Below are 22193 nucleotides of genomic sequence, written 5' to 3' on the forward strand. Positions count from 1 at the left end.
CGCTCCTGGGTGGTTTCCATCGAGGAGTTGATCGAACGCAGGGTGGCGAGTGCGCCCATGGCGGAAGAATTGGTGATGATGCTCGTCATTAGAGTGTCCCTTGATTACTTTAGACGATTTAGGGGACATACCGGACTTCCCGGTGATGGCGGATCGGCTTCATGCCACTCGGTTCCAACTATCTCGGAAGAAACCAAACCCGTCATGTGAAAGGGACTATCGCGTGCAAAGCTTGCGAATTGATTAAATGCCCAAGGCAGCTTGGGCCGAGATAACTTATACTTAACAAGACTTTAATGCTGCCACGGATGCAGAGATCACAGCCCCGCTGCCGCCAGCAAAGATGTGTCGGACGGTGGTTCGCTCCTGCCTGAGGCAAGCTCCCCCGGGTAAACTCGGCTTCGAACAAGGACTAGCAAGCCGGCGCCGGTCGCCGCGCCTCTTCGACGGAGCTCTTAGTGAACGCCCAAGCCATCTTTTCGACCGCCTCCCGGCAATACCAGAAGGGGCAGTACACGGACGCGCTCAACCAGCTGAATGTGCTGATGGAGATCAACCGCGACACCAAGACCTATGTGCTTCTGGCGAAGGTCCTCGTGAAACTCGGTTTCAAGGCCGAGGCGGCCCGTGCCTACCAGCTCGCCGGTGAAGCCGGCGGCTCGCGGGCGGAAGATTACCTCACCGACGCCATGAAACTCTACTTCGCGAACGGGCAGGAGGACGAGGCACTGAGCATCGGACTGCCGCTTCTGGAGAAGGCCAAGACAGATGCCGAGATCGCCTTCATCATCGCCTCGATCTTCCTCAAGCGCGGCGAAAAGGAAATCCTGGGGCTTTTCAAGGCTCCGCTGACCCTGAGCACCAACCGTCTGCACAATGCGCTTGCCTTCAAGCTGTTGACCGCCGAAATCAACGACCTGCAAGATCGTGACGCGCTCGCCAATCTCTTCCGCAACAACCCGAAGAACACCACGCTGCGGTCGGCCCATCTCGTCTATGCGCGTGAGGCCAACGACTATGCCGAGGTCGAGAAGCACGAACGCGACATCCAACGGGCACTGAAAGCCGGGCAGACCGAAATTCTTGCAGCTGAAGCGCCCTACTATCATGCGACCTGGTGTGGCGACGAAAGCTTCAACCGGGTTGCCGGCGCACAGCTCAACCCGTTCCCGAGCAGCCTGACGGAAGTACGCCGCGCCGCGCCGCACCGCTGGGGCGAGCGCATTCGCATCGGTTATGTTTCCGCCGACTTCTGGGACGACCATGCGACGATGAAGCTGCTGAAGGCGGTGTTGATGGCGCACGACAAGACGCGCTTCGACGTCACCCTCTTCTGCCATACCAAGAGCGCGCTTGCGGCGCGCGACCAGGACATACGCGCAAGATGGGGCAGGATCGTCGAGATCGGCGACCTCTCCGACGACGAAGCTGCGCATGTGATTCGCCAGGAAAACATCGACATTCTCGTCGACCTGAAGGGGCATACGCTAGAGAGCCGAGTCTCCATCTTCAACCGGGCCGCAGCTCCCGTGCAGGTGGGCTGGCTGGGCTTCCCTGGAACCACCGTCAACGTCGATCTCGACTACATCATCGGCGACCCTTGTGTGCTTCCGGACAGCAGCAAGGCGCATTATTATGAAAAATACTGCCGCCTGCCGGAGACCTACCAGCCCAACGATCCCTACGAGCGCGCCCGGCCCCGGGCGATGTCGCGCAAGGATGTCGGCCTTCCCGAGGATGCATTCGTATTTGCCTCCTTCAACGCAAATCGCAAGATTTCGCTTCAGACGGTCAATCTCTGGATCGACATCCTTCGCCAGACGCCCGGAAGCCTGCTGTGGGTGCTGTGCGACAGGGCGGATGCACGCACAAATCTGCTGGCCAAGTTCAAAAGCGCCGGCGTCGATACCAAGCGCATCGTCATCTGCGGCAAGTTCGCCTACCAGAACCACGTCGACCGCGTTCCGCTCGCCGATCTCGGCCTCGACACCTATCCCTACAACGGCCACACGACCACATCCGAACAGCTTTGGGCAGGCCTGCCGGTGCTGTCCTTCAAGGGCACGAACTTCGCTTCACGCGTGAGCGAGAGCCTGCTGAACGCCATCGGCGTGCCGGAACTCGTGGCCACGGGGCCGGAGGACTACGTCAAGGAAGCTGTCGCGCTCTACAACAACCGTGACAAGATCGCCGACTATCGAAAGAGGCTGGACGAGAACCGGTTCCGGATGCCGCTATTCGATGCGGAGCGTTTCTGCCAGCACCTGGAAACGGGCTACGAAATGATGGCCGACCGCGCCAAGCGCGGACTGGCACCTGATCACATCGACGTTCCGGCATTGCCGCCGCGCATCGGGTCGTTCGAACGCTGAACGGCGATCATCCCTGAAAGACAAAAGGCAGCGCCGCGGCGCTGCCTTTTTGTTGTCCCGTTTCGAGGATCGCAAAGCCCGATGGCGCGGATGATCCGGAGCGCCATGCGCCGAGGGCAAGCGCATCGCGGTTTTCGGGATGCGCGTCTTCTCTTTGAGCTTTTGATTTGTCGCCGTCGCCAGCGCGCCGCGCACTGTCCGTGCGACAGCTCTAACTGAAGGAGCGCACCAGACTGCCGACGAGGAGGTTCCAGCCGTCAATCAAGACGAAGAAGAGAATCTTGAACGGCAGCGAGATTGCCGTCGGCGGCAGCATCATCATACCCATGGCCATGGTGATGGTAGCAACGATCAGATCGATCACCAGGAACGGCAGCATGATCAGGAAGCCGATTTCGAAGCCGCGGCGAATTTCCGAGATCATGAAGGCCGGCACGACCGCGCGCAGATCGACCTTGTCGTCGACGACGACCGTCTGGCCCTTTTCCTTGGCGATGTCGATGAAGAGCTGCAGGTCCTTGTCGCGCGTGTTGGCGAGCATGAAGTCGCGGAAAGGCTCGGTAATCCGGGGGATCGCCTCCGCCTCGGTGATCTGGTTCTTCATCAGCGGGTCGATGCCGTCCCGCCAGGCGCGATCGAAGGTCGGCCCCATGACATAGAAGGTCATGAACAGCGCCAGCGAAACCATGATCATGTTGGATGGCGTGGTCGCCAGGCCCATGCCGGTGCGCAGGATCGCGAAGGCAATCACGAAGCGCGGAAAGCTGGTGACCATGATCAGGATGCCGGGGGCCACCGACAGCACGGTCAGAAGACCGAAGGTGCGGATGATCCACGAGGCGGCAGAGCCGTCGATAGGCGTATTCAGGATATCAGAGGGGAAGCTCTGGGCGCCGGCAATACCGGACATCGCCATCATGGCAACTATAAAGGCGACTAGCCGGACCATTTATCGAATCATTGGATGACGAAGGTTCTGAACATCACATTGGTTACGCGCCCATCGGAGCGCAGGTCAACCCGCTCCTGGATGTCATCCCGGAGATATTGAAAGCCGCGTGGTCCCTGGATTTGTTGCAGGGAAACGGTTTTCAGATAGGCGGCGATATCCTGGTGGATCTGCTCGGCGACTTTGGGGTCAGGCACGCCGTCGAACTGCAGCGCCACTTCCAGGCGGATCCAGTTTTCAGAGGGATAGGCAAGGTTGGTGGTGATCGGGTCGAGCTGGACGACGCCGTTCGCTTCGGTCGCTACCTTCGGCAGGCCTTCTTCGCCGGTCGCATTGGCGGCCGGCTCCTTGGTCGCTTCCACCTGCTCCTTCGGAGGCGGTGGTGCGAGCAGGCCGCCCACCAGCCAGCCGCCGCCGCCGGCAAGCAGCGTCAGCACGGCGATGGCCGCGATGGTCAGCACCTTCGACGGCGGCTTCGGAGCGTTGGAATCGAGTTCTTCCATCTTGCCGTTCCCTGCCGATCAGATCGGCGAAAATAGATCCATGAACTGCTGGCCGTAGGGCGGCTGCTGCACTTCTGTCAGGCGACCACGGCCGCCATAGGAGATGCGCGCCTCGGCGATGCGGTCGTAGGAGATGACGTTGTCGGCATCGACGTCCCGCGGCCGGACGATACCGGCGACGTTCAGGATGCGCAGCTCGTGGTTGACGCGCACTTCCTGCGAACCGCTGATCAACAGGTTGCCGTTTTCGAGAACGCCGGTGACAACGGCAGCAACGAGCACCCGCAGCTTTTCCGAACGCTCCGTCGTGCCGTCACCTTCGGTCTTGGTATTCGAGCCGTATTTCAGGTCGCCGGACCAGCCGAAATCGCTCGTCTGAGACTTGCCGCTGGCGCCGACGTTGAAGCCACTCGAGTTCTTGCGGCTACGGTCCGTCTTGTTGTCGAAGGTTGCGCCTTCGTTGATCTTGATGTCGACCGTCAGGATATCGCCGACATTGATCGCGCGCGCGTCCTTGAAGAGCGCTGCCTGCTGGTCGTTCCACAACGAATAGCCATTCACCATCTGGCGCGGCTGCTTCGGATACATGGCGAGCTGCGGCGTCTGCGAATATTGCAGACCGCTGCCGATCGGGCTCATCGACGGCGCGCGACCGATTTCGTTGAGCGCTTGATTCTGACATCCCGCAAGGAGGGCGGCCCCGGTCAGTATAGCCGTTAGACGCGTTTTCATGATGGTTCCTTCGAGGTGTTCGGGTCGCTGGCGCTCGAGATGATGTTGGTAAGGATCGCCGCCTTCTCATCGCTCATTTCGCTCAGGATCAGCGATGACTGGCGCGGTGGCAGCTGCATGACGATGGCGGCGGCAATCTCGGGCCTCACCATCTCAAGCTTGCCGGCGGCTGCGTCCGGCTTCATCGTCTTGTAGATGCCGACGAGGTTGAGTTCCGCCTGTTTCAGGAAATCGTTGCGGCGGTTCAGCCAGTCTTCGTATTCCTCGCGGCGCTTTTCGAGCGTGGCGATGCGCTCGTCGATGCTTGCCTGCAGCGTTTCGAGATCCTTGCGCTGCAGCACATAACGCTGGTCGCGCGCGGCGTCGGCGATGTTGGTGCAGAACTGCTGGATCTCGTTCTGGGTCGCGTCGCTTGCGGGCGGCGCCGTGACGTCCTGGGCAAAGGCGCCCGGCATCGAAAGCATGGACGCGACAGCCGCCGCAGCGAGCAGCAGCCTGCGGGTCCGGCCGAGAGAATGATTGTCGTTTGCGATCATTGCAGCACGAGCTCCGCCTGGAGGGCACCGGCCGTCTTGATGCTCTGCAGGATGGCGATGATGCCGTCCGGCTTGACGCCGATGTTGTTGAGGCCGGCGACGAGCGAGCGAAGGCTCGAACCGTTGAGGATCGCCACCGTGCCGCCGTCGGACTGCGCGTTGATCGTCGTGTTCGGTTCCATCGCCGTCTGCCCACGCGAGAAGGGCAGCGGCTGCACCACTGTCGGCGTCTCGCTGACTTCCACGGTCAATGTTCCGTAGCTGACCGCCACCTCGTTGACCCGGACATCCTGGCCGATGACGATCGTGCCGGTGCGTTCGTTGATGACGACGCGCGCAGGCACGTCGGTCTCGATGACGATGTTTTCGATGTCGGCCATCAGCCGCGCGAGGTCCGCCATCTTGGGCTTTTCGACGAGAACGGCCTGGCTGTCGCGCGCTTCCGCAATGCGGCCGCCATATTGCTGGGCCGCGTATTTGTTGATCGCTGCGGCCATGCCGACGGCGGTCGAGAAATCAGGATTGCGCAGCTGCAGCACGAGGTTGAAGCCGTCCTTGAACTTCGACGGCAGCTCACGCTCGATGATGGCGCCGTTCGGCACGCGACCGGACGTCGTGACGCCCTGGTTGAGGGTTGCGGCGTCGCCCTGCGCGTTGAAGCCGGTGACGACGACGGAGCCTTGCGCGACCGCATAGATCTGGCCGTCCGCACCCGAAAGCGAGGTCATGACCAGCGTGCCGCCGCGCAGCGACGTGCTGTCGCCGAGCGAGCCTACGGTCACGTCGACGCGGCTGCCGGGGCTGGCGAAAGGCGGCAGGTTCGCCGTCACCAGCACGGCCGCGACGTTGCGCGTCCGGGACTCGCCGCCCTGGGTGGAGATGCCGAGATTTTGCAGCATCGCGCGGATCGACTGGTCGGTGAACGGCGACGAGCGCAGGCTGTCGCCCGTGCCCTGCAGGCCGACGACGAGGCCGTATCCGATAAGCTGGTTGTCACGGCCCGCCTGAAGCGAGGCGACGTCCTTGATCCTGGATGCGCCGAAGGCGGGCGTCAGCGCCATGGAGAACGCGACGGCCAGCGACAGGAACCATTTGCATGCAAGCATTTTCATTTCGCCACCACATGGACAGTGCCGTCGGCCATCACCGTTCCGGAAACGATGACGCCGGTATCGATGTTGCGCGCCCGGATCAGTTCGCCGACGGCGGCGTCCTGGAGCGGCGATCCGGCAGCGCTGATGGTCAGGCCGCCATTGCTGAAGACGAGGCGCACGGTCGAACCGCGCTCGACGGCATATTGCTCGCGAAGCGCGCTCGCGAGGATCACCCGGCCGGGAAGAAGCGTGCGCTTGGTGACCTTGCCGTCGATCTCGCCCAGGGTTCTGATGTAGCCGTCGGCGAGATCAGGGTTGGTGACGTCGACGACTTCGACGCGGCTCGCATCGACGGTTTCGCCCGGATAGATGGTCTGCGTGGGGATCACCGCCGTCAGCCGTTCCGCATAACCTGCCGAAGGCAACAGGAAAGCGGCGGCGAAGAGCGCGCCAGCCACCAGCCGCCGCGCGCTGGCGCGGCCGGCCTTCGAAGCCTTGATGTCTGCGGATCGGCGAAACGTCATGTTTGCCCCCTCTTTCGTTACCTGAGGTTCTTGCTCACCGTGGCCGCCATTTCATCGGCGGCCTGAATGATCTTGGAGTTCATCTCGTAGGCGCGCTGCGCAGAGATCAGGTCGGTGATTTCCTTGACCGGATCGACGTTGGACGCTTCGAGATACTTCTGCTTGATCTGCGCGAAGCCCGGATCGGCAGGCGTACCGACGATCGCGTCGCCGGAGGCCGGCGTCTGTTTGAAGAGGTTTTCGCCCTGCGGCTCGAGGCCCGCCTCGTTGACGAAGTTGGCGATCGTCAGCTGGCCGATTTCCTGCATGGCGGGGTCGTTGCCGATGCGCACCATCACCTGGCCGGAGCTCGTGAAGACGATGTCGGTCGCGTCCTGCGGAACGGTGATGCCCGGAACAACGGTGTAGCCGTCGATCGTCACGAGCTGGCCTTGCGCATTCTTGTTGAAGGCGCCGGCACGGGTATAGACCGTCTCGCCATCGGGCGTCTCGACCTGGAACCAGCCGCGACCGATCAGCGCCAGGTCGTACTCGTTGCCGGTCGAAACCATGCTGCCCTGGATGTGAAGGTTGCGTACGGCCGCCGTCTGCACGCCGAGACCGATGATCGCGCCTTCCGGAACGATCGCCTGGTTGGAGCGGTTCGGCACGCCTTGGGCGCGTTCGGTTTGATAAAGCAGATCGGAGAACTCGGCGCGCGCACGCTTGTAACCCGTCGTGTTGATGTTCGCGATGTTGTTCGCGATGACTTCGAGGTTCAGCTGCTGGGCGTTCATGCCGGTGGCGGCAATGGAAAGGGCCTTCATGTCTCGTTCCTTCAGATCTGCATGCGCGCGATTTCGAGGTAGGCGGTGACCACCTTGTCGCGGATCGCAATCGCGGTCTGCAGCGACTGTTCGGCGCTCATCACCGCATCGACGACCTCACGGGTGTTTGCCTGGCCGCGAATGCCGTCGAGTGACATGCCTTCGGCCTTCTTCATGGCGCCGATGGCGTCGCTTGCCATGTCGCCGAGAACCGAAGCGAAGCTCTGCCCCTGCGGCACGCCCTGGGTGGCGGCCGGCATGCCGAAGATCGACGACGAGGATGACGTGGAGTGGGTGCCGTCGGTCTCTTTGGTGACCGAGAAGGCGCCGAGGGATTTAACTGCATCGATCATTATTGCGAGGCTCTCAACAGGTCGATTGTCTGGGAAATCAGGTCGCGGGACTGCTTGATGGTCTGGAGGTTCGCCTCATAGGCGCGGTTGGCTTCGCGCATATCCGCCATCTCCACCAGGATGTTGACGTTCGGCAGCTTGACCATGCCCTTTTCGTTGGCGGCCGGATTGCCCGGATCGAACTCGATGTTGAAATCCGAATCGTCCGTGCCCTGCCGCTCGATCTCGACCAGCGAGGCGCCGCTTGCGCGGTCCACTTCGGCAGCAAAGCTGATGGTCTTGCGGCGATAGGGATCCGCGCCCGGCGTATCGCCGGTGGAGCGGGCATTGGCGATGTTTTCGGAGACGATGCGCAGGCGGGTCGATTCCGCCTGCAGGCCGGAGGCCGATACCTTGAGGGCCGAGGTCAATGGATCCATGGTTCTTACTTCCGTACCGCCATTAGCATCATTCGGTGAAAGGCCTTCACAAGGCCGGCGGAGAGCTCGTAGTCGCGCTTGATTTCGCCGGTCTTCATCATTTCCTGCTCGATCGCGACGCTGTTGCCGGATTGCTGGATCTGCACACCGTCGACCATGCCGACTTCAGCCACCTGAGAGGCTGCGAGGCCGTCCGTGAAGTGCATCTTGTTGGTCGCCGCCATCTGGATGCCGGCGTCCTGCAGCACGCTTTCGAACGGCTTGACGTCCTTGGCCTTGTAGTGCGGCGTGTTCGCATTGGCGATGTTGCCGGCCACCACGTTCTGGCGAACGGTCAGCCACTGGGCCTGCCGGGACGCGAGTTCGAAAAGCTGAATCGGTTGCATCAAAAGCTCCATGCTTGGTGATGCGAACCTAGGCCGGTAATCTTGCGTGGGACTTTCGTCGGAAAGCGATGCCCGAGGGATCGGGGCCTCTGCTGCCGGAGATTGCCTGCAAAAGACGGAAAGCCGCGTCATCCGTCAGAGATGGCGCGGCGGTCACGGGCAAGGAATGCGGGTCTACGTCAGTTGGCCTGGTACATTTCGCCGGACGAGGTGATCATCACCCAGTGGCCATCCCGCTGCTCGAGCGTGGCAAGACGCGTGTTGTCGGGCAGAACCGAGCCGATGCGCACGATATACATGCCGCTGGCATCCTCGATCAGCGCCCGGCCGTTGGCGACATGCATCAGCTTGAAGCCGGACTTGCCGGGAAAGGGCTGCGACAGCCCCTCTTCGGCAGCCGTACCTTCCGGTCCCGGACCAGCGCCGATGCCCGGCACGGTCGCCGTCGTCAACTGGTCGATGGCGGCCACGGTGTCGCCGTCCGCGTCGGGCATGGCGAGCGGAGAAACCGAGACGACGTTGCGCGCGGCGCGTTCCGGCAGATCACGGGTCGAGCCCTGCCACAAAGGCGGCATGGTGAACTTGTCCTGGTGGAAGAAGGCATACCAGGGAAAGAAGGTCGCGAAAGCGGCAAGCGCCACGCCGGTCGCTGCCAGGAACTTGTCGGTCATCGGCATGCGGCTGCGCTTGCGCTGATGCACCATCTCGTCCGCATCATAATCGGTCATGGTCATCACCTCGCTCTCGCACCCGGCTGATTGCCCATCGCCGCCGCCTTCAGCGCGTTGGCGAGATCGGAAAAGGCATCCTGTGCCGGGCGCTCACCGGCGGTCTGCGTCAGTACCTCGTAGATGACCGGCACCTGCTTGATCGCCATGTCGAGATCCGGATCGCCACCCGGGCGATAGCCGCCGATCAGGCGAAGGTCGCGGGTCTCTTCGAAGCGGTGGATCAGCGCCTTCAGGCGTGAGACCAGCTTCTCCTGGTCGGGGGTCCAGGCCTTGCGCGCCAGGCGCGAGATAGAGGCGAGCGGATTGATCGGCGGATACCGCCCCTCCTCCGCAAGACTGCGCTCGAGCACGATGTGCCCATCGAGGATACCGCGCGTCGAGTCGGCGACCGGATCGTTGTGGTTGTCGCCGTCGACGAGGATGGAGATGATCGCCGTGATCGTGCCGGCGCCTTCGGTGCCGGGGCCGGCGCGCTCCAGAAGGCGCGGCAGTTCGGTGAAGACAGAGGCCGGATAGCCGCGCGCGATCGGCGGCTCGCCGGACGCGGTTGCGACCTCGCGGATCGCGTGGGCGAAGCGGGTGACGCTATCGACGATCAGAAGAACATTGTCGCCGTTGTCACGATAATGCTCGGCGATGGTGACGGCGGTCAGCGGCGCCATCTTGCGCAGCATCGGGCTTTCGTCGCTGGTCGCGACGACCGCGACGGACTTCGCCAGATTATCGCCCAGCGTATCCTCGATGAATTCGCGCACTTCACGGCCACGTTCGCCGACCAGCGCGATCACCACCTTGTCGAAGGCTTCGGCGCGCGCCAGCATGGAGAGCAGCGTCGACTTACCGACGCCCGAACCGGCAAAGATACCGAGACGCTGGCCAAGGCAGAGCGGCGAAAAAATGTCGATCGCGCGCACGCCGGTCAGGAAGCCCTTCTCGACTCGCTTGCGCGTCATCGACGGCGGCGCGGTGTTGGTGATCGAGCGGCGCACGTCGCCCTGCTGGAGAGGTCCGAGACCATCGATCGGCTCGCCGAGCGCATTGATCGCGCGGCCACACCATTGGTCGGTCGGCGCGACACGGAAGGCGCCCTTGCGAATGACCGTGTCGTGGATGCCGATCGGATCGCCGGGCTCGATCGGGCAGACGACCACCCGCTCCGGCTCGACCCGAACGACCTCGCCGAGATGGGTTCCGGTGACGCTCTTGTGGGCGACGAAATCGCCGAGCCGGACATGCCGCGACAGGCCAGTCACCGTATAGTGGCCAGGCGAGATCGTCTGGACGTGACCGCCGGGCGCGATCGAGAATTCGGGTTTGGCATAGCGTTCGACCAGGCCGGCAAGTGCCGCCAGAGATGTCGATCCTGTGCTCGTTTTCTGGCCTTCGCTTTGCATGCCGATGTCCGTCACAGATTAGCGGCTGCCGCCAAGCGTCTTGACCGCTTCTTCGAGCGATCCTTCGCTGTCGCGCAGCAGGGCGGTGATGTTGTCGAAGGCGCGGGTGACCATGATCAGCTGCGACATTTCCTGAATGGCATTGACGTTGGACTCCTCGAGGAAGCCCTGCATGACGCCGACATCGAAACGGTCGACGACCGGCTCGACCTGTGCCGCCGGCTGAACGGCGCTGTTGTCGAGACGGATGAAACCCTTGCTGAAATCGGCCTCGTAAAGGCCGAGCGAGGCGACCGCGACACCGTTCTGGTGAAGCGCACCATCGGCGCCGACGGTGATGTCGCCGCCGTTGCCGTTGAGCTGGATCGGCGCGCCGCCGGCGTCGAGAACCGGATAGCCGCGAATGGTGACGAGTTCGCCGGTATCCGTCAGCGTGAACCGCCCGTCGCGCGTCAGCGCCGGGCCGGCGGGCGTCTCGATCTGGAACCAAGCATCGCCCTTGACGGCGAAGTCGAGCGCCGAGCCGGTGCGCGTCAGCGAACCGTTGCTGGTGTTCAGGAACTCCTCGCCCTTGTTGACGTAGGCAACCTTGGTCGGCTTCGTGTCGCCGAGCATCTCGTTGAACTTCACCTCGGTGCCGCGGAAGCCGACGGTGTTGGCGTTCGCGATGTTGTCGGCAAGCGTATTGAGGCGCTTTTCAAGCGCCATCTGCGACGAAATCGCGACGTAAAGACCGGTTTGCACGCTCAGTTTCCCCCGAGTTTCAAGCTGTTGATGGACAGGAGAAGATCGGAAGAAATGCCGTAGCCGCTCGATGAGCCGAAGACCGCGAGCGGATCATAACCGTCCGTTGAATTTTTGGTTTCCCAGAGCGCGGTGAACCGGTCGAGAAACTCGGCTACCTTGGTCGGATCCTGGAAGTCCTTGAAATCGAGCGCCTGTTCATAGGTTTCGGCCTGGCGATCGACATTGGTCGCTGCGAATTCGTCGGGCAGCTGCAGCGCCGTGCGCACCACCTGGGCAATCGCCTCATCGGCGATGATGGCGTAGCCGCTGTTGATCGTCGGCGCCATGCGCGAAAAATAAAGGGCAAGCCTGACGCCGGCATTCTCTTCGCCTGCGTCCTGTTCCAAGGTCTGGCGCGTGTATTTTTCTGCGACGCCCTTCTGCGCACGGTCGAAGGATGTGGCGGCCGCGCCGTGGGCGGCAAAATTCAGCGATTCGACGAGCTGCTTGTAACGGTTGTCGGTCAGCTTGTTGGCAAAGGCATCTTCGTTGTCGACGCCTTCGGTCAGCACCTTGCGCATGAAGGCCTTGGCATAGGCCATGTCTTCCAGGCCATGCGCCTTCATCGCGTAATTGTAGAGGCGGGTATCGGCAAAGAAGTCGTCGATCGTTTTGACGTCGCCGATCTTCGACAGATAGTACGCGGTCTCGCGCGCCACATCCGGCTGCTCGGCAACGCGGGCCAGCGACTTCGTCAAGTCGGCCGTAATCAGCTTGTAGCTCGTATAGGTCGTGGTCACGATCGCTCCGCCCCTGCCGGAATGAGACAGGCAGCCCCTGAGCCTGCCCTGACAAATCCTGACCGGACAGCCTTGCGCGAACCTGTTCCGCCAGGTGGCCTTGTCGCCAGGACCGGCCAGCCTCACGCAAGGATGAAACCGTATCCCGTTAGCGGAAAATAAGATCGCGGCAGGTATCGAAAATGAATATCATCATCGGGCTTCTTGTGACGTTCGGCTGTATCCTCGGCGGCTATCTGGCGATGGGCGGCCACATGGAAGTCCTCAACCAGCCCTTCGAACTGTTGATCATCGGTGGCGCCGGCGTCGGCGGTTTCATCATGGCCAACTCCATGAAGGTGGTGAAGGATACCGGCAAGGCGCTCGGCGAAGCCTTTCGCCACAAGGTGCCGAAAGAGCGCGAATATCTCGACACGCTCGGCGTTCTCTATTCGCTGATGCGCGACCTGCGCACAAAGTCGCGCAACGAGATCGAAAGCCACATCGACAACCCCGAGGAATCTTCGATCTTCCAGTCGGCCCCGACGGTTCTGAAGAACAAGGAACTGACCGCTTTCATCTGCGATTACGTGCGCCTGATCATCATCGGCAACGCCCGTTCGCACGAGATCGAAGCGCTGATGGACGAGGAAATCCAGACCATCACCCACGACAAGATGAAGTGCTATCACGCGCTGAACACGATGGGCGACGCCTTCCCGGCGATCGGTATCGTCGCAGCCGTTCTCGGCGTCATCAAGGCGATGGGTGCTATCAGCGAGGCGCCGGAAGTTCTGGGCGCCAAGATCGCGGCCGCCCTCGTCGGCACCCTGCTCGGCGTGTTTCTCTCCTATTCGATCGTCGCGCCGCTGGTCGCCAACGTCAAATCGGTGCGCGAAAAGCAGAACCGCCTCTACATCATCGTCAAGCAGACGCTGCTTGCCTACATGAACGGTTCGGTTCCGCAGGTTGCTCTCGAATATGGCCGCAAGACCATCTCGGCCTACGAGCGTCCGTCGATCGACGCAGTCGAGCAGGAAATGATGAACCCCGGTGGCGGCGGCGAAAGCAAGGCGGCTTGATCTGATGACCTCCAACGTTCACGCATTCGACCGTAAACTTCTGGCGCGCATGACCGGCGCGCTCGGCGACGACCGGGTGATCGGCCGATTGGCCCTCGAACTCGGCCAGGTCTTCGGCGAATTCCTGCCGGATATCTGCCGAGCGGAGACGGGTCTCGACATAACCATCGGCTATGCCGGCCATCGGACCGGCATGCGCCGCGAATTGATCGCGTCGATGGGCACCGGCGTGCTCATCAGCGAGGTTTCGCTGCGTAACTGGTGCACGGACTTTCAGATCGGCTGCGACAGCCCGATCATCATCGCTCTGGTGGAGGCGCTGCTCGGCGCCGAGCCCGCCGGCATCGAAGAGCCGCAGCCGCGCGCGCTCTCCCAGATCGAGATCGACGTGGCCGTGCCGCTGTTCGAGAAGATCGCCGACGTGCTCAGGACCGCCGTCAATGCCCCCGGCGGTTTCGAGCCGATCGTCGAACGCCCGCTCAACAGCGTGGCGCGCGCCAAGCCCGATCCGATGATCGAGGACGTTCACGCCGGCGCCATCGACATGACGATCGGCTTCGGCCCCGTGCTTTCCACCTTCTCGATCATCGTTCCGCAAAGCGTGCTTCTGAAGACAACGATCGTCTTCCCCAAGGGAAGCGGACAGCAGCGCAAGGCGAAGGCCGAGTGGACGGAGCAGCTGGAAGAACAGGTTCGCCGTTCGGCGGTGACGATCGAGGCGCGCATCCGGCTCGAAAGCCTGACGCTCGACACGATCAGCCGCCTGCAACCGGGCGACGTCATTCCCTTCCTCGACGCCCAGGACGTTCGCGTCGACGTCAACGCCAATGGCCGCGACCTCTATGTCTGCGAATTCGGGCGCGCCGGATCGAAATACACGGTTCGGGTCAAGGATACGCACGGATCCGAACAGGACATCCTTCGCCACATCATGAGTTAAATCGGCCTGCCGCGCGCTCGCAGCATGCCTGAGGCAAGCTTCAACTGGAATAGTTCTCACATGGCACCCAAAAAAGCACCCATCAACGAACAGGCCGAAGTCGCTGTCGGAGACATGGAACTCGACCAGGCGATCAATGACCTGCGCGGTGTCCTGAAGCAGGATTCCGACACGCCTGATGCTTTCGGCTCCGAATTCGGCGCCGAAACGCTTGGCACGACCGATTTCGGCAGTGATTTTGGCGCACCGGCCGCTGGCGGCCTCGACGCATTCGGCGGCGATTTCGGCTCCAGCGACTTCGGCGCCGATCTCGGCGGCGCGGCCGCGACGAGCGACTTCGGCGGCACGGATTTTGCCGCGACGTCCTTCGACAGCGCTGATGTGGCCGTCGATACACCGCCCGGCAGCGGCATGAATGCCAATCTCGACCTGATCATGGACATTCCGATCGACGTCCAGATCGTGCTCGGCTCGAGCCGGATGCAGGTTTCGGGCCTCATGAACCTCAGCGAAGGCGCAACGATCGCGCTGGATCGCCGCATCGGCGAGCCGGTGGAGATCATGGTCAACGGTCGCGTGATCGGCCGTGGCGAAATTACCGTTCTCGAAGGCGACGATACCCGCTTCGGCGTCAAACTCATCGAGATCAAGGGCAATAAGAAGTCGTAGGGCCCAATGATTGGGCGAAGGATGAATCCATGATGGATTTCGAAAGTTTCGAGGCTCAGGCGCTATCAAGGCCGCTCAGCCAGACGGACAAGGCAGCGGCCGTTCTGCTTGCCATGGGCAAGGGCGTCGCCAGCAAGCTGTTGAAGTTCTTCACCCAGAGCGAGCTGCAGTCGATCATCGCCTCGGCGCAGTCGCTGCGCGCCATTCCGCCGCATGAGCTCGAAGCGCTCGTCAACGAGTTCGAAGACCTCTTCACCGAGGGTGCCGGCCTCATGGACAACGCCAAGGCGATCGAGAGCATTCTCGAAGAAGGCCTGACGCCGGACGAAGTCGATGGCCTGCTCGGCCGACGCGCCACCTTCCAATCCTACGAAGCCAACATCTGGGATCGCCTGCAGGAGTGCGACCCGGTTGCCGTTTCCGTCCAGCTTGCCAAGGAACATGCGCAGACGATCGCTTACGTGCTGTCGATGATGCCTTCCAGCTTCGGCGCCAAGGTGCTGCTGCAGCTGTCGGAAGAACAGCGCCCGGACATCCTGAAGCGCGCCGTCAACATGAAGGACGTCAACCCGAAGGCCGCTGCGATCATCGAAAACCGCGTCATGGAAATGATCGGCGAGATGGAAGCGGAACGCAATTCGGCGGGCCCGGCCAAGATCGCCGAAGTGATGAACGAACTCGACAAGCCGCAGGTCGATACGCTGCTCGCCTCGCTCGAATCGCTCAGCACCGCCTCCGCCAACAAGGTACGCCCGAAGATCTTCCTCTTCGACGACGTGCTCTACATGCCGCAGCGCAGCCGCGTTCAGCTCTTCAACGACGTGTCGACCGACATCATCACGATGGCGCTGCGCGGCTCGACGTCGGAACTGCGCGAATCGGTACTCGCCTCGATCGGCGCGCGCCAGCGCCGCATGATCGAGTCCGATCTCGCCATGGGCGATGCCGGCATCAATCCGCGCGATATCGCCATCGCACGCCGCTCGATCACGCAGGAAGCCATCAGGTTGGCTGCGAACGGACAGCTCGAGCTCAAGGAAAAGGACGTGCAGGCGGCCTGAGGCCTGCCTCCGTCTGACGAGCCGCACAAAGCGGCCGGGCTACCGCTCCCCAAAGGGTAATTTCTGTTGAGCCCCGGCGAATGCCGGGGCTCAACTCTTGCCTGGTTCCCGCGCTCGGTCCACTACAGGAGGCGCAATGCAGGGCGTATGTCCGCCGGACGCGCGTCGCTGTAGAGGAACCGGGAGCCGTCCTGTCTCATGTCGGACGATCAGGATAAAGACAGCAAAACAGAAGCCCCGTCAGAGAAGAAGATCTCCGACGCCGCCGAAAAGGGTAACGTGCCCTTTTCTCGTGAAGCCACGATGTTCGCATCGACGCTCGCGATCTACATTTTCTTCGTCTTCTTCCTGACCGACGGCGTCGCCACCCTCACCGAAGCGCTCAAGGATATCTTCGAGCAACCGGAGGCCTGGCGGCTGGAAAACGCCACCGACGTCGTGGCACTGATCACCCATCTTATCTGGAAATCGACAGCCCTGGTTGTCCCGGCTTTCGTCCTGCTCATCGTCTTCGGCGTCGGCGCCTCCATCTTCCAGAACCTGCCCGTGCCGGTTCTCGACCGCATCCAGCCAAAGCTCAATCGGGTTTCGCCGATGGCCGGGCTCAAGCGGATCTTCGGCATCCAGGGCCTGGTCGAATTCGGCAAGTCGCTGTTCAAGATCATCATCGTGTCAGTCGTCGTCGTTCTGGTGCTCTGGAACGACTATTTCGCCACGCTCGACCTGATGTTTTCCGATCCGGTCACGATGTTCTCGACGATGGCGAGCGACCTCAACGAGATCATGATCGTCATTCTGCTGTCGACCGCAGTGCTGGCGATCGCCGACCTCTTCTGGTCGCGGCACCATTGGTACACCGAACTGATGATGACCAAGCAGGAAGTGAAGGAGGAAATGAAACAGGCGCAGGGCGACCCGATCGTCAAATCGCGCCTGCGCTCCATGCAGCGCGACCGGGCGCGCAAGCGCATGATCTCGTCTGTGCCGCGCGCCACGCTCGTCATCGCCAACCCGACCCACTATGCCGTCGCCTTGCGTTATGTCCGCGAGGAGAGCGACGCCCCCGTGGTCGTCGCAATGGGCCAGGACCTGGTTGCCCTCAAAATCCGTGAAATTGCAGAGAAAAACGGTGTTCCGGTCTTCGAAGATCCGCCGCTTGCACGCTCCATGTTTGCACAAGTCTCGGTCGATAGTGTGATTCCACCGGTGTTTTACAAGGCTGTTGCCGAGCTCATTCACCGGGTGCATGCGTCGCAACCAAAACGGATGACATAACTCCGATGAAAAAGTGCGAATTCTCCGAGAAGCGGGAACAGATCGTAGCTGAAGCAATTCGCCCCGTGGCGACCGAACTGCGTCTCATCGACGCCGCCGATTTCATCGCGCTATTACGGTTCGAGTCCTATGCCAGCCTCGCTGACCTCGTCGAATCGGCAGCAGAGCTCTATTTTCTGCCCGGCACGGTCAATTTCGGCCTCGGCGGCAACTACAATCTGGATTGGGACAGCGAGCCGGAAATCGTGCTCGACCTCGAACTGAAACCCCGCGGCGTGACCATCTATGTCCGCCTGTCGCTCGGCAACGAGACGGCCGGGATCGAGATCAGCCACATCAATTTCCAGAACCCCTCGTCCGACCCGGACGAGAACACGGCCTTCCTGGCTCGGAGCCTGGCAGAGGCGAAATTCATCAAGTCCTATGAGTTGCCGCTGGCGAGCTGAAAGCACCGCTCCGACGGGTCTCGTGCGGACGTGCGATTGACGCTGGCAGGTTAAATTCCGTCGGCGCCGCTGCTCAAAAGGCCGGAGCGACCCGTCTAGTTCAGAGTCAGCTGATGTAGCCGAGGCGGATTGCCTTGGCGATCGCCTGGATGCGGTTGACCGAATCGAGCTTCGTCGTCGCCGCGCCCAGATAGGCGTTGACCGTGTGGACCGAAAGTCCCATGCGCTCGGCGATCTCTTCGCTGATGTGACCGTCGCCCGCCATCTGCAGGCAGGCGATCTCGCGGTCGCTCAAGGTTTCCGCCGGTGCGACACGCTTCTCGTCGGCCGCCAGCAGATCGGTCATGATCATGCAGCTGCGGCCGTGCAGATCGACCACCTGCTCGGTGGAGGCATCCACATAGCTGCCTGCGAAGACGACATAGCCGTTGCCCTGGGCGCCGAGCCTGACGGGAAAGGCGATGCCGGAATAGGGAAGCTTGCGGCCCTTCAGGCGATGCGCGAAAGGCGCCAGCTCGGAAAGCTCTGCCGCCTGGTGCTCGCCGGCGCCGTCCCAAAGGACCGGCAGCAGCGACTGGTCGAGATGAGCGACGAGTTCTTCGCCATAGGCATTGACGAGATCATGGGCGTTCGCTTCGGCAGCGACGCCCCAGTTGTCGAGGACACAGGTGAGCTTTCGGGCGCTGCCGGTTCCCTTGCCGTTGAGCCGCAGGACTGCAAAGTGCTTGGCGTTGATCTGACGCTGCATGGCTTGCAGGCGCGTGACCAAGGTGGCCGCTCGCGCGGCGCGGTTGCCGTTCCTCGCGAGCTTCTGCTCGTCCTCGATCCGCCCGCCGCCAAGAAAATGCGTCATCGCGCCCGTCCCTTACACAAGATTGTTGCGCACCGCGTAGGCAATCGCTTCCGACCGCGTCCTGGTCGCAGTCTTGCGCATGACGCTGGTGATGTAGTTGTTGATGGTGTTGCGCGAAATGCCGAGGATCACTGCGATCTCTTCGCTCGTCTTGCCTTCGGCAATCCAGAACAGGCACTCGAGTTCGCGCTCCGTAAGCTCGAAATCGCGGTCATGGCGGACTTCGGCGCGCGTGGTGAAGCTTGCCAGATAGCCCGCCAGCAACGTCACGTCACGCAGGCTCTCCTGCGACAGGATCACGTCTTCCGGGACCAGGAGCATCAGGGAGAAACGCAGGCGCCCGACATTGAAGGTGATCGCGCAATATTCGCGGCTGATGCCGCGCGGAAGCTCGGTATTGTCTGGCAGCGCATGAAAACACGGCTGCAACACTGCGAGGCACTTTTCCAGTTCGGTGGTCTTGGCATGAAGCGCCGTGATCACACCCGAAAGCCGCCGGACGACGTCGAAAGGCCAGTCCGAGCAGACCACATGGTCGAGACCGCTGTCCTGTGACAGATCATAGCGCGCCAACAGATAATGGCTTGCGCCGACATATTCCGTCAGCGCCGAAAGGCCGCTTCCGAGAGCACCGCGCCCGGCGACTTCGCCCAGTCGTCGCAAAAGCTGCTCGCGCGAAAACCCGCCGCCGCGTGCGCGTGTCGGTGCCGTCGGCAAAGGCCAGACAGCAATGTCTGCTTGCGAAATGTCCATGAGTTCAGCCCCTGTGCCGGATCCACATCCCGGAACTGCATTTGCGCTGCCGCCGCCAACAGCCGGCCGAAGCCGAATATCACCACCAGTCGCAGATCAGGACACGAATCAACTGCTAAAAATGTACATCGACGCGAGAAAAAAAACATCGCCCTCTTCTGGCTATTTACTTCGTGCCGCTGGCATGTCGCGATTCGTGATCAGTCACCCCTGCCAACGCCCCTGCGCCACTGCCAGAACCGGCGCGGCATCGCAACACATTGAAAAGCAGAGATTTTTCTCCTGAAAATCCACAATTTCCGCGCCTCAGGCGGGATCCGATGCAGCGTTGCAAGTGGAAAGCACCGGAATTTCATCCCAAAAAAGGACGGTTCTGCGCGTTCAGAGAATTTCGAATTCGCACGATATTATACTTTGTTTTCATAGCTGTTGCTCAAATGCACCAGCCCATTTTCAGACAACGCTCATTTTACCGATATATAAATTGTGAAAGCCATAGAATTAATTTCGGCTATAACAAAGATATATTTCGATTTAACTCTGTATTGCTCGAAACCGTCATAGTAGATGACACAGCACAATGCACGTCATGCGGGCGCGCGGAATCTATAAATTAAGATATCGTTAAAACATTACCATCCGGGATTCCACCGGGACTCACGTGAGCTCCCTTCGAAACTTGAAGCAATTTTGAAGCCAGATGAAAACCGGCGGCCGGACTCCCGCAATATTTGCTCCCAACATCGAAATCCACCGCAAGCGCGATCACAGGCAGCGGGGACAAGAAAAATCCCGCCACGAGGGCGGGATTTGCAAGAAATTCCAAAGCTGTTTTCTGAGTGTCAGGCCGCCTTGTCGAGAGCCCACTTGCGCAGGATCTTCGCCGCGCGCTCTTCGCTGATCTCGACCATGCGGGCCAGGCGCCGTTCCGGACCTTCCTTGACGCGGCGGTTGAAGCCGCCGCTGTCGTCGCCCATGCTGAGCAGGTCGTCGGTGCTGTCGAAGCCGAAGTCCGAGCCGAAGCCGTCCATGAGCGCGCCACCGGCACCGGCATTGGCCGGAGAGAAGTCGGGCAGTTCGAGGCCGGCTGCTTCGCCCTGGATCTGACCGGCACCGCCACCGAGACCGAGCTGGCGTGCCAGGGGCCGCATGCCCATCCAGACCACCAGGAAGGCGACGACGATGAAGGCGAGCGCGTTGATGATACCGCCGAGATTGCGAGTGAGCGTCTCCATCACACCGGGACCGGCCACCGCCTGGTCGAGCAGCTGCGTCTCGACGAAGTCCATGGCGGTCAGGGTCACGACGTCGCCGCGGTTGGTATCGAGGCCGGCAGCCGAAGCGACGATCTTCTGCATGTCAGCGAGATAGGCGTCGATCTTGGCCTGATCGGCCGGTTCGCCGACCATCGCTGCCAGGCGGCCGCGGTTGACGACGACGGCAACGGAGAGCCGCTCGACCGTATAGCTGTTCTTGACGGTGGCGATCGTCTTGCTGTTGATCTCGTAGTTGGTCTGCTCTTCCTTCTTCTCGGCCTGGTCGCTCGACTGCGGGCCGGCACCGCCCTTCGGGGCGGCCTGAGGAATGTTCTGCTGCACCGTCGCTGCATTGTCCGGTTGCTGTTGGCTGGACTTCTGCTCTTCCTTGGTCACGCGGGTAGAGCGTTCGACCCGCGATTCCGGATCGAACACCGTTTCCTGGATCTGCTGCGTGTCGGTGTTCAGACGTGCCGTGACGCTCGAACGGAAGTTGTCCATGCCGAGGAACGGAGCGAGCGCGTTGTCGATCTTCTTCTCAAGCTCGGTCTGGACGTTCTGGACGACGCCGAGCGACTGGTTGAGGGCGCTGTTGGCCGGATCGTCGCCCGATGCGAGAAGCTGCCCGGTCGAATCGAGCACGGTCACGTCATCGACGTCGAGCCCCGGTACGGACGAGGCGACGAGATGACGGATCGAAGCGGCGGCGCTGCGGCCGACCGTGGCGCTGGCGCGAATCATGACCGAGGCTGTGGGGTTCTGGTCTGCCTTGCGGAAGCTGCCGCGCTCCGGCATCACGATGTGGACGCGGGCGGCGGCGATACCGGAAATCTGCTGGATGGTGCGGCCGATTTCGCCTTCGAGGGCACGCACGCGGGTCACTTCCTGCATGAAGGAGGTGAGGCCGAGCGAGCCGACATTGTCGAAGAGTTCATAACCGGCATTGGCGCTGCTCGGCAGGCCACGCTCGGCGAGCAGCAGGCGCGCCTTGCTGGTCATGCCAACGGGAACCTGCAGACTGGCGCCGTCAGCCCCGACATTGAAGTCGATGTTGGCCTCGGCCAGCGCGATGCTGATCTGGGTGACATCGCTGCGTTCGAGCCCGACGTAGAGCGTCTCGAACGAGGGTCTGTTGACGTAAATTCCGGCCCCGAGCACCATGCCGACCGCGACAATGCCAGCCGCCGCCAACGCGATCAGCTTGCCTTGCCCGAGACTGCTCAGGTTCTTCGTGAACGTCGAGAGTTGATCCAACAGACTCATTCTGTTTCCGCACCCAGTATCGCAAGGTCAATGGGCCGATCATCGGCCGAGCGCCCTGCGCAGTTCCAACATTCGGGTTTTCTGGGTATCGACATGCCGAGTATCGACTTCCAATGCGCGCGAATCCACCAGTCCCGATCCGGACCGTAGGAAACGAAACTTGCGCGAACTTGGCTTGATGCGCCCGACCGAAGCGGCGGAGGCGCCGCCGCAAAACTTATGCACTGGGGCGAAACGGACCGCCGGACGCAGCCAAACCTGCGCGCAAAGTCGCGGCCGCGTCAGAATTCG

The 22193-nt window shown here is 61.8% G+C and carries 25 protein-coding genes; 8 read left to right on the top strand and 17 right to left on the bottom strand.

The features are described from left to right. Positions 1–210, top strand: a 210-nt coding sequence (locus BLU15_RS39845; protein WP_210187435.1) for a hypothetical protein, incomplete at its 5' end; no start/stop codon positions are given. 248 nt (positions 211–458) lie between these two features. Further along, positions 459–2372, top strand: coding sequence for an O-linked N-acetylglucosamine transferase, SPINDLY family protein (locus tag BLU15_RS08315; RefSeq protein WP_090294969.1), 1914 nt, complete (start codon positions 459–461; stop codon positions 2370–2372). A gap of 211 nt (positions 2373–2583) precedes the next feature. On the opposite strand, the gene fliP is transcribed toward BLU15_RS08315, so the two are convergent. From fliP to BLU15_RS08385, 14 genes are all read right to left on the bottom strand, one after another. Continuing rightward, on the bottom strand, positions 2584–3321 hold the full coding sequence (gene fliP, locus BLU15_RS08320) for a flagellar type III secretion system pore protein FliP (protein ID WP_034796894.1): 738 nt from the start codon (positions 3319–3321) through the stop codon (positions 2584–2586). Positions 3322–3329: 8 nt separating this feature from the next. Beyond that, positions 3330–3824, bottom strand: a complete 495-nt coding sequence (locus BLU15_RS08325; RefSeq protein ID WP_090294970.1) for a flagellar basal body-associated FliL family protein — start codon at positions 3822–3824, stop codon at positions 3330–3332. An 18-nt stretch (positions 3825–3842) separates the two neighbouring features. After that, entirely contained in the window at positions 3843–4556 is a 714-nt protein-coding gene (gene flgH / locus BLU15_RS08330) for a flagellar basal body L-ring protein FlgH (RefSeq protein WP_034796898.1), read from the bottom strand. Beyond that, positions 4553–5092, bottom strand: a complete 540-nt coding sequence (locus BLU15_RS08335) for a MotE family protein (protein WP_034796899.1) — start codon at positions 5090–5092, stop codon at positions 4553–4555. Before BLU15_RS08335 ends, flgH begins: the two co-directional genes overlap by 4 nt. After that, positions 5089–6204, bottom strand: coding sequence for a flagellar basal body P-ring protein FlgI (locus BLU15_RS08340; RefSeq protein ID WP_043613025.1), 1116 nt, complete (start codon positions 6202–6204; stop codon positions 5089–5091). Before BLU15_RS08340 ends, BLU15_RS08335 begins: the two co-directional genes overlap by 4 nt. Further along, the gene (flgA, locus tag BLU15_RS08345; protein WP_051659364.1) at positions 6201–6710 is read right to left on the bottom strand and encodes a flagellar basal body P-ring formation chaperone FlgA; all 510 of its coding nucleotides are present in this window, start codon (positions 6708–6710) and stop codon (positions 6201–6203) included. Before flgA ends, BLU15_RS08340 begins: the two co-directional genes overlap by 4 nt. Positions 6711–6727: 17 nt before the next feature. Then, positions 6728–7516: a flagellar basal-body rod protein FlgG gene (flgG, locus tag BLU15_RS08350; RefSeq protein ID WP_034796905.1), complete on the bottom strand. Its 789-nt coding sequence runs from the start codon at positions 7514–7516 to the stop codon at positions 6728–6730. Positions 7517–7527: 11 nt separating this feature from the next. Beyond that, positions 7528–7869 (bottom strand): flagellar hook-basal body complex protein FliE, encoded by a 342-nt coding sequence (locus BLU15_RS08355; RefSeq protein WP_034796908.1) that lies wholly within the window; start codon positions 7867–7869, stop codon positions 7528–7530. Continuing rightward, on the bottom strand, positions 7869–8288 hold the full coding sequence (gene flgC, locus BLU15_RS08360) for a flagellar basal body rod protein FlgC (RefSeq protein ID WP_034796910.1): 420 nt from the start codon (positions 8286–8288) through the stop codon (positions 7869–7871). The genes BLU15_RS08355 and flgC overlap by 1 nt, the downstream gene beginning before the upstream one ends. 5 nt (positions 8289–8293) lie before the next feature. Continuing rightward, a complete protein-coding gene (flgB, locus tag BLU15_RS08365; RefSeq protein WP_034797574.1) occupies positions 8294–8674 on the bottom strand; it encodes a flagellar basal body rod protein FlgB in 381 nt (126 codons plus the stop codon). Between the two features lie 179 nt (positions 8675–8853). Continuing rightward, a complete protein-coding gene (locus tag BLU15_RS08370; protein ID WP_060581897.1) occupies positions 8854–9408 on the bottom strand; it encodes a hypothetical protein in 555 nt (184 codons plus the stop codon). Beyond that, positions 9408–10799, bottom strand: coding sequence for a flagellar protein export ATPase FliI (gene fliI, locus BLU15_RS08375; protein WP_090295134.1), 1392 nt, complete (start codon positions 10797–10799; stop codon positions 9408–9410). Before fliI ends, BLU15_RS08370 begins: the two co-directional genes overlap by 1 nt. Positions 10800–10817: 18 nt before the next feature. Beyond that, entirely contained in the window at positions 10818–11543 is a 726-nt protein-coding gene (gene flgF / locus BLU15_RS08380) for a flagellar basal-body rod protein FlgF (protein WP_034796916.1), read from the bottom strand. A gap of 2 nt (positions 11544–11545) precedes the next feature. Beyond that, positions 11546–12325, bottom strand: a complete 780-nt coding sequence (locus tag BLU15_RS08385; protein WP_034796919.1) for a DUF1217 domain-containing protein — start codon at positions 12323–12325, stop codon at positions 11546–11548. A 182-nt stretch (positions 12326–12507) separates the two neighbouring features. On the opposite strand from BLU15_RS08385, the gene motA reads away from it, so the two are divergent. The 6 genes from motA (at position 12508) to BLU15_RS08415 (ending at position 17777) form a co-directional block, all read left to right on the top strand. Next, the gene (gene motA / locus BLU15_RS08390) at positions 12508–13386 is read left to right on the top strand and encodes a flagellar motor stator protein MotA (RefSeq protein WP_034796921.1); all 879 of its coding nucleotides are present in this window, start codon (positions 12508–12510) and stop codon (positions 13384–13386) included. A 4-nt stretch (positions 13387–13390) separates the two neighbouring features. Then, the gene (locus tag BLU15_RS08395; RefSeq protein WP_034797578.1) at positions 13391–14326 is read left to right on the top strand and encodes a FliM/FliN family flagellar motor switch protein; all 936 of its coding nucleotides are present in this window, start codon (positions 13391–13393) and stop codon (positions 14324–14326) included. Between the two features lie 60 nt (positions 14327–14386). Further along, positions 14387–14995: a flagellar motor switch protein FliN gene (gene fliN, locus BLU15_RS08400; protein WP_034796923.1), complete on the top strand. Its 609-nt coding sequence runs from the start codon at positions 14387–14389 to the stop codon at positions 14993–14995. 29 nt (positions 14996–15024) lie between these two features. Beyond that, a complete protein-coding gene (gene fliG, locus BLU15_RS08405) occupies positions 15025–16056 on the top strand; it encodes a flagellar motor switch protein FliG (protein ID WP_034796925.1) in 1032 nt (343 codons plus the stop codon). Between the two features lie 198 nt (positions 16057–16254). Then, positions 16255–17331 carry a flagellar biosynthesis protein FlhB gene (flhB, locus tag BLU15_RS08410; RefSeq protein WP_034796927.1) on the top strand — a complete coding sequence of 359 codons (1077 nt, stop codon included), beginning with the start codon at positions 16255–16257 and terminating at the stop codon, positions 17329–17331. Positions 17332–17336: 5 nt separating this feature from the next. Next, complete coding sequence (locus BLU15_RS08415; RefSeq protein ID WP_043613045.1) at positions 17337–17777, top strand: hypothetical protein; 441 nt, start codon at positions 17337–17339, stop codon at positions 17775–17777. 106 nt (positions 17778–17883) lie between these two features. On the opposite strand, the gene visR is transcribed toward BLU15_RS08415, so the two are convergent. From visR to fliF, 3 genes are all read right to left on the bottom strand, one after another. Beyond that, the gene (visR, locus tag BLU15_RS08420; RefSeq protein ID WP_060522253.1) at positions 17884–18630 is read right to left on the bottom strand and encodes a transcriptional regulator VisR; all 747 of its coding nucleotides are present in this window, start codon (positions 18628–18630) and stop codon (positions 17884–17886) included. Positions 18631–18642: 12 nt separating this feature from the next. Further along, the gene (gene visN, locus BLU15_RS08425; protein ID WP_034796931.1) at positions 18643–19383 is read right to left on the bottom strand and encodes a transcriptional regulator VisN; all 741 of its coding nucleotides are present in this window, start codon (positions 19381–19383) and stop codon (positions 18643–18645) included. A gap of 842 nt (positions 19384–20225) precedes the next feature. After that, entirely contained in the window at positions 20226–21902 is a 1677-nt protein-coding gene (gene fliF / locus BLU15_RS08430) for a flagellar basal-body MS-ring/collar protein FliF (protein WP_034796933.1), read from the bottom strand. Positions 21903–22193: the final 291 nt, after the last annotated feature.

It is taken from the genome of Ensifer sp. YR511 (assembly GCF_900103045.1).
In the GTDB taxonomy this organism is placed as follows: domain Bacteria; phylum Pseudomonadota; class Alphaproteobacteria; order Rhizobiales; family Rhizobiaceae; genus Ensifer; species Ensifer adhaerens.

Bases quoted from the DNA above. Each gene is read 5' to 3' on its own strand.
- BLU15_RS08370 (WP_060581897.1), bottom strand. From the start codon at position 9,408: ATGACCATGACCGATTATGATGCGGACGAGATGGTGCATCAGCGCAAG.
- flgC (WP_034796910.1), bottom strand. From the start codon at position 8,288: ATGGATCCATTGACCTCGGCCCTCAAGGTATCGGCCTCCGGCCTGCAG.
- BLU15_RS08340 (WP_043613025.1), bottom strand. From the start codon at position 6,204: ATGAAAATGCTTGCATGCAAATGGTTCCTGTCGCTGGCCGTCGCGTTC.
- fliN (WP_034796923.1), top strand. From the start codon at position 14,387: ATGGCACCCAAAAAAGCACCCATCAACGAACAGGCCGAAGTCGCTGTC.
- BLU15_RS08335 (WP_034796899.1), bottom strand. From the start codon at position 5,092: ATGATCGCAAACGACAATCATTCTCTCGGCCGGACCCGCAGGCTGCTG.
- BLU15_RS08415 (WP_043613045.1), top strand. From the start codon at position 17,337: ATGAAAAAGTGCGAATTCTCCGAGAAGCGGGAACAGATCGTAGCTGAA.
- flgB (WP_034797574.1), bottom strand. From the start codon at position 8,674: ATGCAACCGATTCAGCTTTTCGAACTCGCGTCCCGGCAGGCCCAGTGG.
- fliP (WP_034796894.1), bottom strand. From the start codon at position 3,321: ATGGTCCGGCTAGTCGCCTTTATAGTTGCCATGATGGCGATGTCCGGT.
- flgH (WP_034796898.1), bottom strand. From the start codon at position 4,556: ATGAAAACGCGTCTAACGGCTATACTGACCGGGGCCGCCCTCCTTGCG.
- fliI (WP_090295134.1), bottom strand. From the start codon at position 10,799: ATGCAAAGCGAAGGCCAGAAAACGAGCACAGGATCGACATCTCTGGCG.
- flgG (WP_034796905.1), bottom strand. From the start codon at position 7,516: ATGAAGGCCCTTTCCATTGCCGCCACCGGCATGAACGCCCAGCAGCTG.
- visR (WP_060522253.1), bottom strand. From the start codon at position 18,630: ATGACGCATTTTCTTGGCGGCGGGCGGATCGAGGACGAGCAGAAGCTC.
- BLU15_RS08355 (WP_034796908.1), bottom strand. From the start codon at position 7,869: ATGATCGATGCAGTTAAATCCCTCGGCGCCTTCTCGGTCACCAAAGAG.
- BLU15_RS08395 (WP_034797578.1), top strand. From the start codon at position 13,391: ATGACCTCCAACGTTCACGCATTCGACCGTAAACTTCTGGCGCGCATG.
- flhB (WP_034796927.1), top strand. From the start codon at position 16,255: ATGTCGGACGATCAGGATAAAGACAGCAAAACAGAAGCCCCGTCAGAG.
- flgA (WP_051659364.1), bottom strand. From the start codon at position 6,710: ATGACGTTTCGCCGATCCGCAGACATCAAGGCTTCGAAGGCCGGCCGC.
- fliF (WP_034796933.1), bottom strand. From the start codon at position 21,902: ATGAGTCTGTTGGATCAACTCTCGACGTTCACGAAGAACCTGAGCAGT.
- visN (WP_034796931.1), bottom strand. From the start codon at position 19,383: ATGGACATTTCGCAAGCAGACATTGCTGTCTGGCCTTTGCCGACGGCA.
- motA (WP_034796921.1), top strand. From the start codon at position 12,508: ATGAATATCATCATCGGGCTTCTTGTGACGTTCGGCTGTATCCTCGGC.
- BLU15_RS08325 (WP_090294970.1), bottom strand. From the start codon at position 3,824: ATGGAAGAACTCGATTCCAACGCTCCGAAGCCGCCGTCGAAGGTGCTG.
- fliG (WP_034796925.1), top strand. From the start codon at position 15,025: ATGATGGATTTCGAAAGTTTCGAGGCTCAGGCGCTATCAAGGCCGCTC.